Raw genomic sequence first — 16,286 nt, 5'->3', positions numbered from 1 at the left:
CGGCCGTTTGAACAAGGCTGCGCGCGATCCGGCCGGATCGGCATGGTAGAGGGATCGAGGAAACAGAATGACCGTCCATTTCATCGGCGCCGGGCCGGGCGCCGCCGACCTGATCACCGTCCGCGGGCGCGACCTGATCGGCCGCTGCCCGGTCTGTCTCTTTGCCGGCTCGATCGTGTCGCCGGAGCTTCTGCAATATTGCCCGCCGGGCGCGCGTATTGTCGATACCGCGCCGATGTCGCTCGACGAGATCGAGGCGGAATATGCGCGCGCGGCCGCGGCGGGCGAGGACGTGGCGCGACTGCATTCGGGCGATCTCTCCGTCTGGAGCGCGGTTGCCGAACAGATCCGCCGGCTGGAGAAGCTCGGCATCGACTATACGCTGACGCCCGGCGTGCCGTCGTTTGCAGCGGCGGCGGCGGCGTTGAAACGCGAACTGACGATCCCCGCGGTGGCGCAGAGCCTGGTGCTGACCCGCGTCTCCGGCCGCGCCTCGCCGATGCCGAACCGGGAGACGCTACAGGGCTTCGGGGCAACCGGGGCGACGCTCGCGATCCATCTGGCCATCCATGCGCTGGATGAGGTGGTTTCGGACCTGACGCCGCTCTATGGCGGCGATTGCCCCGTGGCGATCGTGGTCAAGGCGTCCTGGCCGGACGAGCGGATCGTGCGCGGCACGCTTGCGGACATCGCCGCCAGGGTCGCCGAGGAACCGATCGAGCGCACGGCGCTGATCTTCGTCGGGCGGACGCTCGCGGCCGAGGACTTCCGCGAAAGCTCGCTTTACGATCCGGCCTACCAGCGGCGTTTTCGCGGGCGGGGCGATTGAGGCGCTGACGTAAGGCCGGTCAGCGCTCTGGCGCGGTCGCCATGTCCTCGAAGGCGAGAGAGGCCTTCGAGCGGTGGCGCTCGCGATGGCGCAGCATCAGGAACTGGCGCTCCGGCAGGGTGAAGTCGAGCTTCACGAGCCGGCCCGCGTCGATGTCCGCCTGCACGATCAGTTCCGACAGGGCCCCGAGAAACGGGCCCGCCTGCACGGCGGCGCGGACTGCTTCATTCGAGGGAAGCGTCAGTTCCACCGCCAGTTGGCCCGGTTTGGCGTCCAGGGCAGAGGTCAGGACGGAGCGGGTGCCCGAACCCGCCTCGCGCAGCACCCAGCGCGCGGCAAGAAGGTCGTCGCGCTCGACACCGCGGCGTTGTGCCAGCGGATGCTCCGGCAGGGCGACGACGACAAGGCGATCGCGGGCGATGACCCGCTGCGCCAGGAGCGGGCTATCAACCGCACCTTCCACGAGACCGATTTCTGCCGCGCCGTCGATGACGGCCGCGGCGACGAGTTCGGTGTTGGCGGCGCTGACGCGCAGGTCGACACCCGGATATCGTTGGTGCAGCCGCATCACCACCGGCGGCAGCCAATAGCTGGCGATGGTCTGGCTGGCAGCCAGCGTCAGCGAACCCCGCCGCAGATCGCCGACCTCCGCCAGGAACAGCTCCGCTTCCCGTGCGCGCGCGACCGTCGCCTTTGCTTCGGTCAGGAAGGCGCGCCCTGTTTCGGTCAGTTCGATCCGGCGCCCGGTCCGATGAAAGAGGGCAACCGAGTAGCGTTCCTCGAGCGTGCGGATGGCGGAGCTGACGGCCGATGGGGTCAGGTGCAGCGACAGCGCCGCCTGGGTGAGGTGCTCGCGTTCGGCGACGGCGATGAAGATGCGGAGCTGTTCCAGTGTCATGGCGATCATTCAATAAAATCGAACGAAACGTACCCTATTTACCGATGGATTGCACAATAAATTTCCATCATTGACTGTGTATGAGCAAAGCCATTCCATTTCGTGCCCATGCCCCCGGTGTCTTTCTCTCGCTGGCCATCGCCGGTCTTGCGCTTCTGGGCGATCTCGCCGAGCGGCAGCTTGCAGGTGAGGCCTGGCTCGAGGCGCTCGTACTGGCGATCCTCCTCGGTGCGGTTGCCCGCCTCCTGCTCAGGCGCCCTCATCTCTTCGACCCCGGCATCGATTTCACCGCCAAGTACTTTCTGGAGATCGCCATCGTCCTGCTGGGTTCCGGGATCAGCGCGGCGGTGCTGGCCTCGATCGGGCCGGCAATGCTCGGCGGCATCGCACTCGTCGTGTTCTGCATGCTGGCGGTCAGCTATGGCATCGGCCGCTTTCTCGGCCTGCCGAAGCGGCTGGCCGTGCTCGTCGCCTGCGGCAATTCGATCTGCGGCAATTCGGCGATCGCCGCGACCGCGCCGGTCATCCGGGCGCGGCCCGACGATGTGACCTGCTCGATCGCCTTCACCGCCGTGCTCGGCGTGCTGACGGTGCTGCTATTGCCGTTGCTGGCGCCCGTCCTGCAGCTTTCGGGCGTGGATTACGGCATCCTTGCCGGCATGACCGTCTATGCCGTTCCGCAGGTCTTCGCGGCGACGGCCCCGGTCTCGGCCGTCAGCGTGCAGATGGGCATGCTGGTCAAGCTCGTGCGCGTGATGATGCTCGGGCCGGTCGTGCTGCTGCTGTCGCTGGTGTCGGCGATCCGGGCCGGCGGTGATCGCCGCCGGCCGCCGCTGCACCGACTCGTCCCGTGGTTCATCGTCGGGTTCCTGCTGATGCTGGCGGCCCGCTCCTTCGGCCTGATCGGCGAGACGGCGGCCACCGCCATGAACACGGCATCCGGTGCCCTGACCGTGATCGCCATGGCCGCCCTCGGGCTTAGCGTGGACATCCGCAAGGTGATGCAGGCCGGGATGCGGGTGAGCGCCACCGTGCTCCTGTCGCTCCTGGCGCTGCTTGCGGCGAGCTACGCGATGATCCTGCTGCTACAGGTCAGCCCGGCCTGACGGGTTTACTCGGCGGCGGCTGCGAGCGGTGCCGGGACATAGTTCAACACCGGCCCCAGCCAACGCTCGACCTCGGCAACGGGCATGCCCTTGCGTCGGGCATAGTCCTCGACCTGGTCGCGCTCGACCTTGGCGACGCCGAAATAATAGCTCTCGGGGGAGGCGACGTAGAGGCCGGAGACGGAGGAGCCGGGCCACATGGCCATGCTCTCCGTCAGCTGGACGCCGATCTCTCTCTCCGCGTCGAGCAGGCGGAACAGCGTCGTCTTCTCGGTGTGGTCGGGCTGGGCCGGATAGCCGGGCGCGGGCCGGATGCCGGCATAGGGTTCGGCGACGAGTTCCTGGGGCGAGAAGGTTTCCCCCGCGGCATAGCCCCAGAGTTCCTTGCGGACGAATTCGTGCATGCGCTCGGCGAAGGCCTCGGCGAAGCGGTCGGCCAGCGCCTTGACCAGGATCGACGAATAGTCGTCGTTGGCGCGCTCGAAGCGCTCGGCGATCGCGATCTCGCCGATGCCGGCGGTGACGACGAAGCCGCCGACATAGTCGGCAATGCCGCTCTCCGCCGGCGCGACGAAGTCCGAGAGCGCCAGGTTGGGACGGCCGTCGCGCTTGGAAAGCTGCTGGCGCAGGGTGAAGAGCGTCGCGAGCTCCCGGCTGCGGCTGTCGTCCTGAAAGAGCCGGATATCGTCGCCGATGGCGTTGGCCGGCCAGAAGCCGACCACGGCCTTCGGGGTAAACCATTTCTCGGCGATGATCTTCTCCAGCATGGCCTGCGCATCGGCAAAGAGCTGGCGGGCGGCCGCGCCCTGCTTCTCGTCGTCGAGGATCTTCGGATAGACGCCCTTCAGTTCCCAGGTCTGGAAGAACGGCGTCCAGTCGATGTAGCGGGCAAGCTCGGCCAGATCCCAGTCCTGCCACACGCGGGTGCCGAGGAAGGAAGGCGTCTTCGGGCGGTAGGCGGACCAATCCGGCCTGAAGGCGTTGTCGCGGGCCCTGGCCAGCGGCAGTCGCTGCTTTTCCGCCTCGGCCCGCCTATGGGCGTCGGCCACCTTGCGATACTCCGCCTGCAACGTCTCGACATAGCCCTGCCGCGCGTCCGGCGACAGGAGGCTGGAGACGACGCCGACGGCGCGGCTGGCATCGGTGACATAGACCGCCTGGCCGCGGTCGTAGCGCGGGTGGATCTTCACGGCGGTGTGGACGCGGCTCGTCGTCGCGCCGCCGATCAGCAGCGGGATGTCGAAGCCCTCGCGCTCCATCTCGTTTGCCACATGCACCATCTCGTCGAGCGAGGGGGTGATGAGGCCGGAAAGCCCGATGATGTCGACGTTCTCGGCTTTCGCGGTCTCCAGGATCTTTGCTGCCGGCACCATCACGCCGAGGTCGACGATCTCGTAGTTGTTGCAGGCCAGAACGACGCCGACGATGTTCTTGCCGATGTCGTGCACGTCGCCCTTGACCGTGGCCATCAGGATCTTGCCGGCGCTCTCGCGCACAGCACCGCCGTTTGCGCGCTTTTCCTCTTCCATGTAGGGCAGCAGCACGGCGACTGCCTGCTTCATCACGCGGGCGGACTTCACCACCTGCGGCAGGAACATCTTGCCTGCGCCGAACAGGTCGCCGACGACGTTCATGCCGGCCATCAGCGGGCCTTCGATGACATGCAGCGGGCGGGCGGCGGCGCGGCGCGCCTCTTCGGTGTCCGCCTCGATGAATTCGGTGATGCCGTTGACGAGGGCGTGCTCCAGGCGCTTTTCGACCGGCCATTCGCGCCAGGCGAGATCCTTCTCCTTCGCTTCCTTGCCGCCCGCGCCCTTGAAGCGCTCGGCAATCTCAAGCAGCCGCTCGGTCGCGGTGCCGCCACCCTTGGGGGCCCGGTTCAGCACCACGTCCTCGCAGGCCTCGCGCAGATCCGCATCGATCGTGTCGTAGACGGCGAGCTGGCCGGCATTGACGATGCCCATGTCCATGCCGGCCTGGATGGCGTGGTAGAGGAAGACGGCGTGCATCGCCTCGCGCACGGGCTCGTTGCCGCGGAAGGAGAAGGAGAGGTTGGAGACGCCGCCGGAGACATGCGCATGCGGCAACGTCCCGACGATCTGCCGCGTCGCCTCGATGAAATCGACGCCGTAGTTGTCGTGCTCCTCGATGCCGGTGGCGACGGCGAAGATGTTGGGGTCGAAGACGATGTCCTCCGGAGCGAGGCCGGCGACCTCGGTGAGCAGCCGGTAGGCGCGCGAGCAGATCTCGATCTTGCGCTGCTGCGTGTCGGCCTGGCCGGTCTCGTCGAAGGCCATGACAACGACGGCAGCGCCATAGGCGCGCACGAGCCGGGCATGGTGCAGGAAGGCTTCCTCGCCTTCCTTCAGCGAGATCGAATTGACCAGCGGCTTGCCCTGGGTGCATTTCAGGCCCGCCTCGATGACTTCCCATTTCGAGCTGTCGATCATCACCGGCACGCGGGCGATGTCCGGCTCGGCGGCGACGAGGTTCAGGAACTCCGTCATCGCCTTTTCCGAATCGATCAGGCCCTCGTCCATGTTGATGTCGATCACCTGCGCGCCGTTCGCCACCTGGTCGCGGGCGACGTCGAGGGCGGCCGCATAGTCGCCGGCGGTGATGAGCTTGCGGAATTTCGCCGAACCGGTGACGTTGGTGCGCTCGCCGACATTGACGAAGGGGATGTCCTTGGTGAGCGTGAAGGGTTCCAGCCCGGACAGCCGCATGTGGCGGGGAATGTCCGGGATCGCACGCGGCGCGTGACGGGCCGCGGCCCTGGCGATCGCCTCGATATGGGCCGGCGTCGAACCGCAGCAGCCGCCGACGATGTTGACGAGGCCGTCGCGCATGAAGCCTTCGATCTGGGCGGCCATCTGCTCCGGCGTCTCGTCGTAGCGGCCGAAGGCGTTCGGCAGGCCGGCGTTCGGATAGGCGCAGACGAAGGTGTCGGCGACGGACGAGATCTCGTCCAGATGGGCGCGCATGGCATTGGCGCCGAGGGCGCAGTTCAGCCCGATCGAGAAGGGGTCGGCGTGGCGGACCGAATTCCAGAAGGCTTCCGGGGTCTGGCCGGACAGCGTGCGGCCGGAGAGATCGGTGATCGTGCCGGAGATCATGACCGGCAGCTCGATGCCCTTTTCGGCGAAGACCTCGCGGGTGGCGAAGATCGCCGCCTTGGCATTCAGCGTGTCGAAGATCGTCTCGATCAGGATGATGTCGGCGCCGCCGTCGATGAGGCCGCGGAGCTGGTCGGCATAGGCGAGCTTGAGGTCGTCGAAGGTGACGGCGCGGTAGCCCGGGTTGTTGACGTCCGGCGAGATCGAGGCGGTGCGGTTGGTCGGGCCCAGCGCGCCGGCGACGAAACGGCGACGGCCGTCCTTCTCCTGCGCGCGCAGGCCGGCGCGGCGGGCGAGGCGGGCACCGTCGCGGTTGAGCTCGTAGACCATGTCCTCCATGCCGTAGTCGGCCTGGGCGATCGTGGTGGAGGAAAAGGTGTTGGTCTCGAGGATATCGGCGCCGGCAAGCGCATAGCGATAGTGGATGTCCTCGATCGCGGCCGGCTGGGTCAGCGTCAGGAGGTCGTTGTTGCCCTGCTGATGGCAGGCGCACTCGCCGAAGCGGCTGCCGCGGAAATCGTCCTCGACGAGGCCGAGCGTCTGGATCTCGGTGCCCATGGCGCCGTCGAGAACGAGGATGCGCTCGCGCGCGGCGGCGCGTAGCGCATCGGCGATGTCCTTGCCATTGCGGGGTGGTAGTTCGGGACCAAAAAGGTCGTCGAGGTCGGCCGATGCCATGGCGAAGCCCTCCGATGCAGCATGTCTGCATCGGAGATCACATAAAGATATGTTTATGTCAATATGTCTTTATGCGGAATCAGTGCGGCCGGCCTGATCGTCCCGCGAGCCGCTCGAACAGCGAACGGAGCCGGACGATGTCCGGATCGCGGTCCCTGTAGGGTGCGAGCTTGACGAGTTCCTTCAGGGCCTCTGCCGGAAGATCGGCGCCGCGCGGCTGCCAGAGGAGCCACGAGATGAAGACGGATTCCGGCTTTCCGGAGCCCGAGGTGTTCTGTTCGATGGTGACATGCATGACTTTCCCCAATCTGGAATTGGGGGATGACCGGACGCACGCAAGCTGGAGATCCGCCTTGACGCGGAGCAAGCGCACCCGTGGGACACCCCGCCCATGGACGTTATGAGTTCATCAGGGCAGGTCTCCTGGCTTGCGGGTCGTTGCTTCTGTCCGGCCTTCCCGGCACGAAACGTGCCAGTGGCATGGGGGACAGCAGCTCGCCGCCTACAGTTGCGGGGGCAGCGCCGGAATGGATGGCTACCCATCGCACCGGCTTCCCTCTTCGCTTCCTCGTCGCGAACGATTCGGAAGAACCCTGATGGCCGCAAGGTGGCCCGAAGGCGACGGCGATGTCAACGCAGGCGGGCGGGTTATCGACGGAATTGGATACGGGCATGGAACCCTTGCCGGATGCGCCGCGTTCAGGTCCCGTTCACCGCTGGTCACGTAGGCCAAGGGTGGTATCTCATGGCCTTGATATTGTTGGAGTCGCCTTGCCCCTGCCTTCCAGTTCTGTTGCAACAGCCTGCCATTGCGGCTAAAGAAAGCCGTTTTCATGCGCCACGCAGAAGCGGGAGAAGACCCTGCCGCCCGTTACATGCCGCCCGTCGATCGAGGGCGCATTTTCGTGCGCATGGAATCCGCTGACGGGGTCGTACGGAGGAACGCATGACGCCGTCCTGTTGCACAAGTCCGCTCGGATGATCCCTGCCTGCCGAACGTAAGTCCGGCCGCGGCCGGATCCACCAACCCTGCTCGAAAAACAGAAAAAAGCTGATGTCCCTTCACAACCGACCACAGACCTCGTCGCGCGAGACGGAATCCAAGCAGATCGACTACAATGATTCGATCCGGGATACCTATTTCACCCTCGAGGAGCTGAGTGCCTGCGGTGAGGATCTGGCGCGGAACGGCGCGAATTCGCTGCCGGGCTTCACGCCGTTCGACTTCCGCGCCCGCCACCGGGAAAACGAGAAGGAAATCCTCCGGGTCTACCAGACAACGGCCCGCGACGTCGAAGCCGGCGCGACGATCACGCCGGCGGCGGAATGGCTGCTCGACAACTACTACGTCGTCGAGGAGGCGATCCAGGAAGTGCGCCGCGACTTCCCGCGCCGTTTCTACCGTCAGCTGCCGACGATGAAGGTCGGCGAGGTCGAGATCCCGCGGACGCTCGCGCTCGGCTGGCTCTACGTCGCCCATACCCAGAGCAGCGTCTCGCGCGAGAGCCTGACGGCGATCGTGGAAGGGTTCCAGAAGGCCGAGGCCTTCAAGATCGGCGAACTCTGGGCGCTGCCGTCGATTGTCCGCTTTATCCTGATCGAAAACCTGCGGCGCATTTCCAGCCGTGTCGAGCGTTCGCGCGGGATGCGCCGCAAGGCGAATGAGGTGGCCGACGAGCTGATCCGCCAGAACGACCCGGAAAAGAGCATCGTGATCCTGCGCGAGATCGAGCATCTCGTCGCCGACAACACCTTCGTCGCCCAGCTGCTCTATCGTCTGCGTGACGGGCTGCAGGCATCGGGCGCGGCGATCCAGTGGCTGGAAAAACAGATCGAGGCGCGCGGGACCGACCTGGAAGAGGTCCTCGTCGCCGAGCAGAACCGGCTTTCCTCCGGCAATGTCACGATGAGCAACCTGATCAAGGGGCTGCGCACGATCGACGATACGGAATGGCCGGTCTGGGTCGAAAGCGTCAGCCGCCTCGATGCGGCGCTGCGCGAGGGCTCGGACTATACCGAGCTCGATTTCGGCTCGCGCAACGCTTACCGCGATACGATCGAGAAGATGGCCCGCCGCTCCGGCAAGACGGAGCTGGAGGTGACGCAGCTGGCGCTCGCCATGACCGCCGAGGACATGGCGGCGGGTAACGTCGCCGGTGCGCATGAGGCCAATGTCGGCAGCTACCTGGTCGGCAAGAAGCGCGACATCCTGGAAAAGCGGATCGGCTACCGCCCCTCCATCCTGCAGCGCATCGTGCGCTTCAGCCGCTCGCTCGACTGGTTCGCCATCGCCGGGCCTGTGATCCTGCTGACGCTGCTGGCCATGGTCGGGGTCTACTACTTCCTCGACCAGATGGACATTCCGAACGGCGCCTGGCTGATCATGCTGGTCCTGTTCGCCGTGCCCGCCTCGGAGGGCGCCGTCGGGCTCTACAACACGCTCGTCACCCTCTGCGTGAAGCCGACGCGGCTGGTGGGCTACGAGCTGCGCGAGGGGATTCCGGAGGAGGCACGCACGCTCGTCGCGGTCCCCTGCCTGATCTCCAAGCGCGACCATGTCGACGAACTGGTGCGTAACCTCGAGGTTCACTACCTCGCCAATCCGCGTGGCGAGATCTATTTCTCGCTCGTCAGCGACTGGGTCGACAGCAAGGCCGAGGAGACGCCGGAGGATCTCGAGGTCCTCGAATACGCCAAGCGCGAGATCGCGCTGCTTTCGGCACGCTATGCCTATGACGGCCGCACGCGCTTCTACCTGCTGCACCGCCGGCGCCAGTTCAATCCGCAGGAAGGCGTGTGGATGGGCTGGGAGCGCAAGCGCGGCAAGCTGCACGAGCTGAACCTGCTCCTGCGCGGCGACGGCGACACCAGTTTCCTGCCCGGCGCCAACGCCGTCCCGGAAAACGTCCAGTACGTCCTGACGCTTGATTCCGACACGCGCCTGATGCGCGACGCGGCCACCAATCTCGTCGGCAAGCTCCACCACCCGATCAACCGCCCGCTGATCGATCCGCAAACCCAGCGGGTCGTCGCCGGCTACAGCATCCTGCAGCCGCGCGTCACCCCGTCGCTGACGACGGGCGACGAGGCCTCGACGTTCCAGCGCATCTTTTCGGCGAACCGGGGCGTCGACCCCTATGTCTTCACCGTCTCCGACGTCTACCAGGACCTCACCGACGAGGGCACGTTTACCGGCAAGGGCCTCTATCACGTCGATGCCTTCGAGGCGGCGCTGAAGGGCCGCATCGAGGAAAACTCCATCCTCTCGCACGACCTTCTGGAAGGCTCCTATGCGCGCTGCGCGCTCGTCACCGACGTGGAATTCGTCGAGGATTTCCCGATCCGCTACGAGGTCGAGAACTCGCGCCAGCATCGCTGGGCGCGCGGCGACTGGCAGTTGCTGCCCTATATCTTCAAGCCGTCCAGCGGGGTTTCCATGCTCGGCCGGTGGAAGATGTACGATAACCTCCGCCGCTGCCTGATCCCGATCTGCTGGCTCGTGGCCTCCGTCATGGGCTGGTACTACATGGAGCCGCGCCAGGCGCTGATCTGGCAGCTCGTGCTGATCTTCCTCTTGTTCGTCGCGCCCACGCTGTCGCTGTTCACCGGCGCCGTGCCGCGCCGTAGCGACATCGTCGCCCGCGCCCACCTGCAGACGATCCTCTCCGACATCCGCGCGGCCAATGCGCAGGTGGCGCTGCGCATCGTCTTCATCGCCCACCAGGCGGCGATGATGGCGGACGCCACGATCCGCTCGCTCTACCGCATGTTCTTCAGCCGCAAACACATGCTCGAATGGCGGACGGCCGCCCAGGTGCACAGCTCGTCCGGCGGCGGCATCTGGTCATACTACCGCGACATGTGGCAGGCGCCGGCACTGGCCCTGGTTGCCGTCGGCCTGGCGCTGTTCTCCAAGACCGGCCTGCCCTTCATCGCCGTCCCCTTTGCGGCGATCTGGATCCTTTCGCCGGCGATCGCCTGGTACGTCAGCCAGTCGGCGGAGACCGAGGACCAACTGGTCGTGCCCGAGGGCGTCGTGACCGAGCTTCGCAAGATCGCAAGGCGCACCTGGCGCTACTTCGAGGAATTCGTCACCGCCGAGCAGCATTTCCTGCCGCCCGACAATTTCCAGGAAACGCCGCAGCCGATGCTCGCCGAGCGTACCTCGCCGACGAACATCGGCGTCTACCTGCTGTCGGTGGTTTCCGCGCGCGACTTCGGCTGGATCGGCTTCGAGGAGACGGTGCGCCGCCTCGAGGAGACGGTCTCGACGATCGACAGCATGCCGAAGTTCCGCGGCCACCTCTACAACTGGTATCGCACCAACACGCTGGAGACGCTCGGGCCGCGCTATGTCTCGGCGGTGGACAGCGGCAATCTCGCGGGTCACCTGATCGCCGTCTCTTCGGTCTGCCGGGAATGGGCGGAGGCGCCGTCGGCGCATCTGCGCGGCAGCCTCGACGGTATCGGCGACGCAGCCTCGATCCTGTCGGAAGTGCTGGCCGAACTGCCCGACGACCGCAAGACCGTGCGCCCGCTGCGCCGGCTTCTCGAGGAGCAGATCGCCGGTTTTCATAATGCGCTCGCCGCGGTTAAGCGCGAGCACGAGTTCGCCTCGATCCGCGTGATCAATCTCGGCGTGCTGGCCCGCGACATCGGCAAGCTGATCGCCAACCTCGACCATGAGATCAAGAGCGCGCAGAGCGCGGAAGTGGTGAAGTGGGCGAATGCGCTGGTGGCCAGCTGCGAAGGGCACATCGCCGACAGCATGTTCGACCTCGGCAGCATCGAGGCCTTGCGCCAGCGGCTCGTCGTGCTGCGCGACCGCACCCGCGACATCGCGTTCTCGATGGATTTCGGCTTCCTGTTCCGGCCCGAACGGCGGCTGCTGTCGATCGGCTACCGGGTCGAGACCAACGAGCTCGACGAGGCCTGCTACGATCTGCTCGCCTCCGAGGCGCGCCTGACCAGCCTGTTTGCGATCGCCAAGGGCGACCTGCCGACGGAGCACTGGCACAAGCTCGGCCGCCCGGTCGTGCCGATCGGTTCGCGCGGCGCGCTCGTCTCCTGGTCCGGCTCGATGTTCGAGTACCTGATGCCGCCGCTGGTCATGCAGGAGCCGCAGGGCGGCATCCTGAACCAGACCAACAACCTGATCGTCAAGGAACAGCAGAACCACGGCCGGCGCCTCGGCACGCCGTGGGGCATCTCGGAAGCGGCGTTCAACGCCCGCGACCACGACATGAACTACCAGTACACCAACTTCGGCGTGCCCACGCTGGGCCTGAAGCGCGGCCTCGGCCAGAATGCCGTGATCGCGCCCTATGCCTCGCTGCTGGCGACGCAATATGCGCCGAAGGCCGCCCTCGACAACCTGAACGAGCTGCGCAAGCTCGGCGCGCTCGGCATCTACGGCTTCCACGACGCGGTCGACTTCACGCCGACGCGCGTGCCCGAGGGCAAGCGCTGCGCGGTCGTGCACAACTACATGGCCCACCACCACGGCATGTCGATCGCAGCCGTCGCCAACGTCGCCTTCAACGGCGCGCTCAGGGCGCGCTTCCATGCCGACCCGGTGATCGAGGCGGCCGAGCTGCTGCTGCAGGAGAAGGCGCCGCGCGAGATCCCGATCATCAACACCAAGCGCGAGCCGGAAACGGTCGGCAGCACGCAGGCCGACCTGCTGCGCCCCGAAGTCCGCGTCATCAAGGATCCGGTGTCGGAAGACCGGGAGGCGGCTTTCCTCTCCAACGGCCACTATTCGGTGATGCTGACGGCGACCGGCTCCGGCTACGCGCACTGGAACGGCCAGTCGGTGACCCGCTTCAAGCCCGATCCGGCGGAAGACCGCTGGGGCACCTTCGTCTTCCTGCGCGACACGGCCACGAACGAATGGTGGTCGACGACGGTCGAGCCCAAGCGCGCCGAGGGTGAGGAGGCGAAGACCCAGTTCAGCGACGACAAGGCGGAATTCATCAAGACCGTCGGGACGCTTTCGAGCGAACTGGAGTGCATCGTCGCCACCGAGCACGACGCCGAAGGGCGGCGGCTGACGCTGCTGAACACTGGCGCCGAGGACCGCTTCATCGAAGTGACCTCCTACATGGAGCCGGTGGTCACGACGGACGATACCGACACGGCGCATCCGCTGTTTGCGCGCATGTTCCTCAAGACCGAGATCGGCCGCCGCGGTGACGTCGTGCGCATCTTGCGCAACAAGCGCAGCCCGGGCGATCCGGATATGTGCGTGGCGCACCTGATCGTCGACAACGCCGGCTCGCGCCGGACGGAGGTCGAGACCGACCGGCGGAACTTCATCGGCCGCGGCCGCAGCCTCACCACTGCCGCAGCCTTCGAGCCGGGGGCGCAGCTTTCAGGCACGGACGGCTTCACGCTCGATCCGATCGTGTCGCTGCGCCGCGTCGTGCGCGTGCCGGCCGGCAAGAAGGTGAAGGTGATCTTCTGGACGATCGCCGCCCCCAGCCGGGAAGAGCTGGACCGGGCGATCGACCGCTACCGGCACCCGGAGGCGTTCAACAACGAACTCATCCACGCATGGACGCGTTCGCAGGTCCATCTGCGCCATATCGGCGTCACCTCGCAGGAGGCGGCGAGCTTCCAGGCGCTCGGCCGCTATCTCGTCTATCCCGACATGCACCTGCGCGCGGATGCTGCCACCGTCCAGGCGGGCCTTGCCTCGCAGTCGGCGCTGTGGCCGCTGGCGATCTCGGGCGATTTCCCGATCTACGTTCTGCGCATCAACGACGATGCCGACCTGGAGATCGCCCGCGAGGCGCTGCGGGCGCAGGAATACCTGCGCCATCGCGGCGTGCTGGCGGATCTCGTGATCCTCAACGAGAAGGCGTCGTCCTACGCACAGGACATGCAGCACACGCTCGAGCAGCTGTGCGAGAACCTCAGGATGCGCGGCCAGTCGGACGGCATCCGGCAGCACATTTTCTCGGTCCGCCGCGACCTGATGGACGTGTCCACCTGGCAGGCGCTGCTGGCGACCGCACGTGCCGTCTTCCACGCGCGCAACGGATCGCTGTCCGACCAGATCGAGCGTGCCATCTCTATCTTCGCCACACCGGCCGTTGCCGCAGCGGAAGAGGCGCGGCATGCCGCGCCCGCCCCCGCTGCAGGGCCCAAGGGGCAACCCGCGGCGATCGACGGCGGCGACCTGGCCTTCTGGAACGGCTATGGCGGCTTCGACGCGGCGCGGCGCGAATATGTCGTCAAGGTCCGCGGCGGCGAGGGAACCCCGCATCCGTGGATCAACGTGATCGCCAACGAGCACTTCGGCTTCCACGTCGCAGCCGAAGGCGGGGCCTTCACCTGGAGCCGCAATTCGCGCGACTACCAGGTCACCCAGTGGACCAACGACCCGGTCATCAACCGCCCGGGCGAGGCCTTCTACGTCAAGGACCGCGACAGCGGGGCGGTGCACGTTCCCTTCGCCGGCCTGTCGCGTGATCCGTCCGTCCTGTTCGAGGCCTGGCATGGCCTCGGCTATTCCGCCTTCCGGTCCGCATCGGGCGGGCTGGAGCTGGATCTCGTGCAGACGGTCGATTCCGAGCGTCCGGTGAAGTATTCGCGCCTGATCGTGCGCAACACCGGCAAGTCGGCGCGCAACCTGTCGGCCTATGGCTATGTCGAATGGGTGCTCGGCAACAATCCGGCCAAGACGGCACCGTTCGTCCTGTGCAGCCAGGACGAGGCGAGCGGGGCGATCCTTGCGACGAACCCCTACAGCCTCGACTATACGGGCCGTGTCGCCTTCTTCGCCACGAACGGCAAGCTCGCCGGCGTCACGGCGAGCCGGCGCGAGTTCATCGGCCGACAGGGAGACATCGTCATGCCGGCGGTGCTTTCGTCCGGTGCCGGCCTGTCTGCCACGATGGAAAGCAACGGGGCGCCGTGCGCGGCGCTCGCGACGGACTTCAAGCTGCAGCCCGGCGAGGAAAAGGAGATCCTGTTCGTGCTCGGCGACTGCGACAACGCCGAGGCAGCGAGCGCGCTGGCCGGCGAGGCCGTCTCGGCATCGATCGATGCGGCTCTTGCGAAGATGCGCGGTTTCTGGGGCGAGTTCACCGGCACACTGCAGGTCGAGACGCCCGATCCGGCGCTGAACCTGATGGTCAATACGTGGCTTCCCTACCAGAGTCTCGGCTGCCGGGTGCTGGCCCGGGCCGCCTTCTACCAGGCGAGCGGGGCCTTCGGCTTCCGCGACCAGTTGCAGGACACGCTGGCTTTCCTGACGCATCGGCCGGAACTTGCCCGCAAGCAGATCCTGAACGCGGCATCGCGGCAGTTCCAGGAGGGCGACGTCCAGCACTGGTGGCTGCAGGAAACGGGAGCGGGCGTACGGACGATGATTTCGGACGACGTCGTCTGGCTGGCCTATGCGGTCACCCAGTACTGCGGGTCGACCGGCGACCATGCGATCCTCAGCGAGAAGCTGACCTTCATCGAAGGGCCGCCGCTTGCGGAGGGGCAGCACGATTCGTTCTTCAAGCCCGGCCGTTCGGCGGAAGAGGCGGAGCTCTACGAGCATTGCGCCCGCGCGCTCGACCTCGCCATCCGGCGGACGGGCGAAAACGGCCTGCCGCTGATCCTCGCCGGCGACTGGAACGACGGCATGAACCGCGTCGGCGAGGCCGGCAAGGGCACGAGCGTCTGGCTCGGCTGGTTCCTGGCCGGCACGCTGCGTGCTTTCGCGCCGATTGCACGCGAGCGCGGCGACAACCATCGCGCCCGCGTCTGGCTCGAGCATCTGGAGACGCTCAAGGCGGCGCTGGAATCGGCCGGCTGGGACGGCGCCCACTATCGGCGCGGCTATTTCGACGACGGCAGTCCGCTCGGTTCACAGGGCAACGCCGAGTGCCGCATCGATTCGATCGCGCAGTCGTGGAGCGTTCTTTCCGGCGAAGGCGACGAGGAGCGGGCACGGCTCGCCATGGACGCGGTGCTGGCCGAGCTCGCCGACAGCGAGACGGGGATCATCAAGCTGTTCACGCCGCCCTTCGCAGACAGCCAGCAGGATCCGGGCTACATCAAGGCCTATCCGCCGGGCGTGCGCGAGAACGGCGGCCAGTACACGCATGCCGCTGCCTGGGTGGTGATGGCGCTGGCGGTGCAGGGCCGGGCGGACGACGCCTGGAACTGCCTGAACATGCTGAACCCGATCAAGCACGGGCAATCTCCGGAGGCGATCGAGACTTACCGCGTCGAGCCCTACGTGGTCGCGGCCGACGTCTATGGCGAGGGCGAGCGCAAGGGCAGGGGCGGCTGGACCTGGTATACGGGATCGGCCGGCTGGCTTTATCGGGCTGCCGTCGAGGGCGTGCTCGGCATCCGCAAGGAGAACGGCCGTCTCGTGGTCGAACCGGTGATCCCCTCGCACTGGTCCGGTTTTTCCGCGACGGTCACGCTTGACGGCGTCAAGCACGAAATTCGTGCGGAACGCAAAGCCGACGGCAAAATCGACGTGAAGATAAATGAAACTGTCATAAAGAGCCCACAAGAAGAGTATTCGCTCTAGGCTCGGATTTCAGACATTGGGGCATGTCGGTTCCAGCGGGTGACGCGGGGGCCGCCGTGCCCCTTTTCACGTCGACTGTTCGGGAAGGCAGGCATTGGTGCGGAATGACAAAACC

Annotated in this window: 6 protein-coding genes and 1 riboswitch; of the genes, 3 read left to right on the top strand and 3 right to left on the bottom strand. The window is 66.5% G+C overall.

The features are described 5' to 3' along the window. The first annotated feature begins 67 nt into the window (after nucleotides 1-67). Nucleotides 68-829 (top strand): precorrin-4 C(11)-methyltransferase, encoded by a 762-nt coding sequence (gene cobM, locus LQK81_RS10800; RefSeq protein WP_230806185.1) that lies wholly within the window; start codon nucleotides 68-70, stop codon nucleotides 827-829. 19 nt (nucleotides 830-848) lie between these two features. Here cobM and LQK81_RS10795 read toward each other — a convergent pair whose 3' ends face one another. Beyond that, nucleotides 849-1,736: a LysR substrate-binding domain-containing protein gene (locus tag LQK81_RS10795; RefSeq protein ID WP_330166544.1), complete on the bottom strand. Its 888-nt coding sequence runs from the start codon at nucleotides 1,734-1,736 to the stop codon at nucleotides 849-851. 71 nt (nucleotides 1,737-1,807) lie between these two features. On the opposite strand from LQK81_RS10795, the gene LQK81_RS10790 reads away from it, so the two are divergent. Further along, the gene (locus LQK81_RS10790) at nucleotides 1,808-2,833 is read left to right on the top strand and encodes a YeiH family protein (RefSeq protein WP_230806184.1); all 1,026 of its coding nucleotides are present in this window, start codon (nucleotides 1,808-1,810) and stop codon (nucleotides 2,831-2,833) included. 5 nt (nucleotides 2,834-2,838) lie between these two features. Here the strand turns inward: LQK81_RS10790 and metH are convergent, their stop codons facing one another. Next, nucleotides 2,839-6,627 carry a methionine synthase gene (gene metH, locus LQK81_RS10785; protein ID WP_230806182.1) on the bottom strand — a complete coding sequence of 1,263 codons (3,789 nt, stop codon included), beginning with the start codon at nucleotides 6,625-6,627 and terminating at the stop codon, nucleotides 2,839-2,841. Between the two features lie 79 nt (nucleotides 6,628-6,706). Next, nucleotides 6,707-6,922 carry a hypothetical protein gene (locus LQK81_RS10780; protein ID WP_230806180.1) on the bottom strand — a complete coding sequence of 72 codons (216 nt, stop codon included), beginning with the start codon at nucleotides 6,920-6,922 and terminating at the stop codon, nucleotides 6,707-6,709. 101 nt (nucleotides 6,923-7,023) lie between these two features. Then, a riboswitch (cobalamin riboswitch) is annotated at nucleotides 7,024-7,238 on the bottom strand. Between the two features lie 443 nt (nucleotides 7,239-7,681). Here LQK81_RS10780 and LQK81_RS10775 point away from each other — a divergent pair. Beyond that, nucleotides 7,682-16,171 (top strand): GH36-type glycosyl hydrolase domain-containing protein, encoded by an 8,490-nt coding sequence (locus LQK81_RS10775; protein WP_230806178.1) that lies wholly within the window; start codon nucleotides 7,682-7,684, stop codon nucleotides 16,169-16,171. Nucleotides 16,172-16,286 lie beyond the last annotated feature (115 nt).

This window comes from Rhizobium sp. GN54, assembly GCF_021026345.1.
In the GTDB taxonomy this organism is placed as follows: Bacteria; Pseudomonadota; Alphaproteobacteria; order Rhizobiales; family Rhizobiaceae; genus Mycoplana.
The sequence above is the reverse complement of the archived record's forward strand: the minus strand, read 5'-3'. Positions and strand labels throughout refer to the sequence as shown.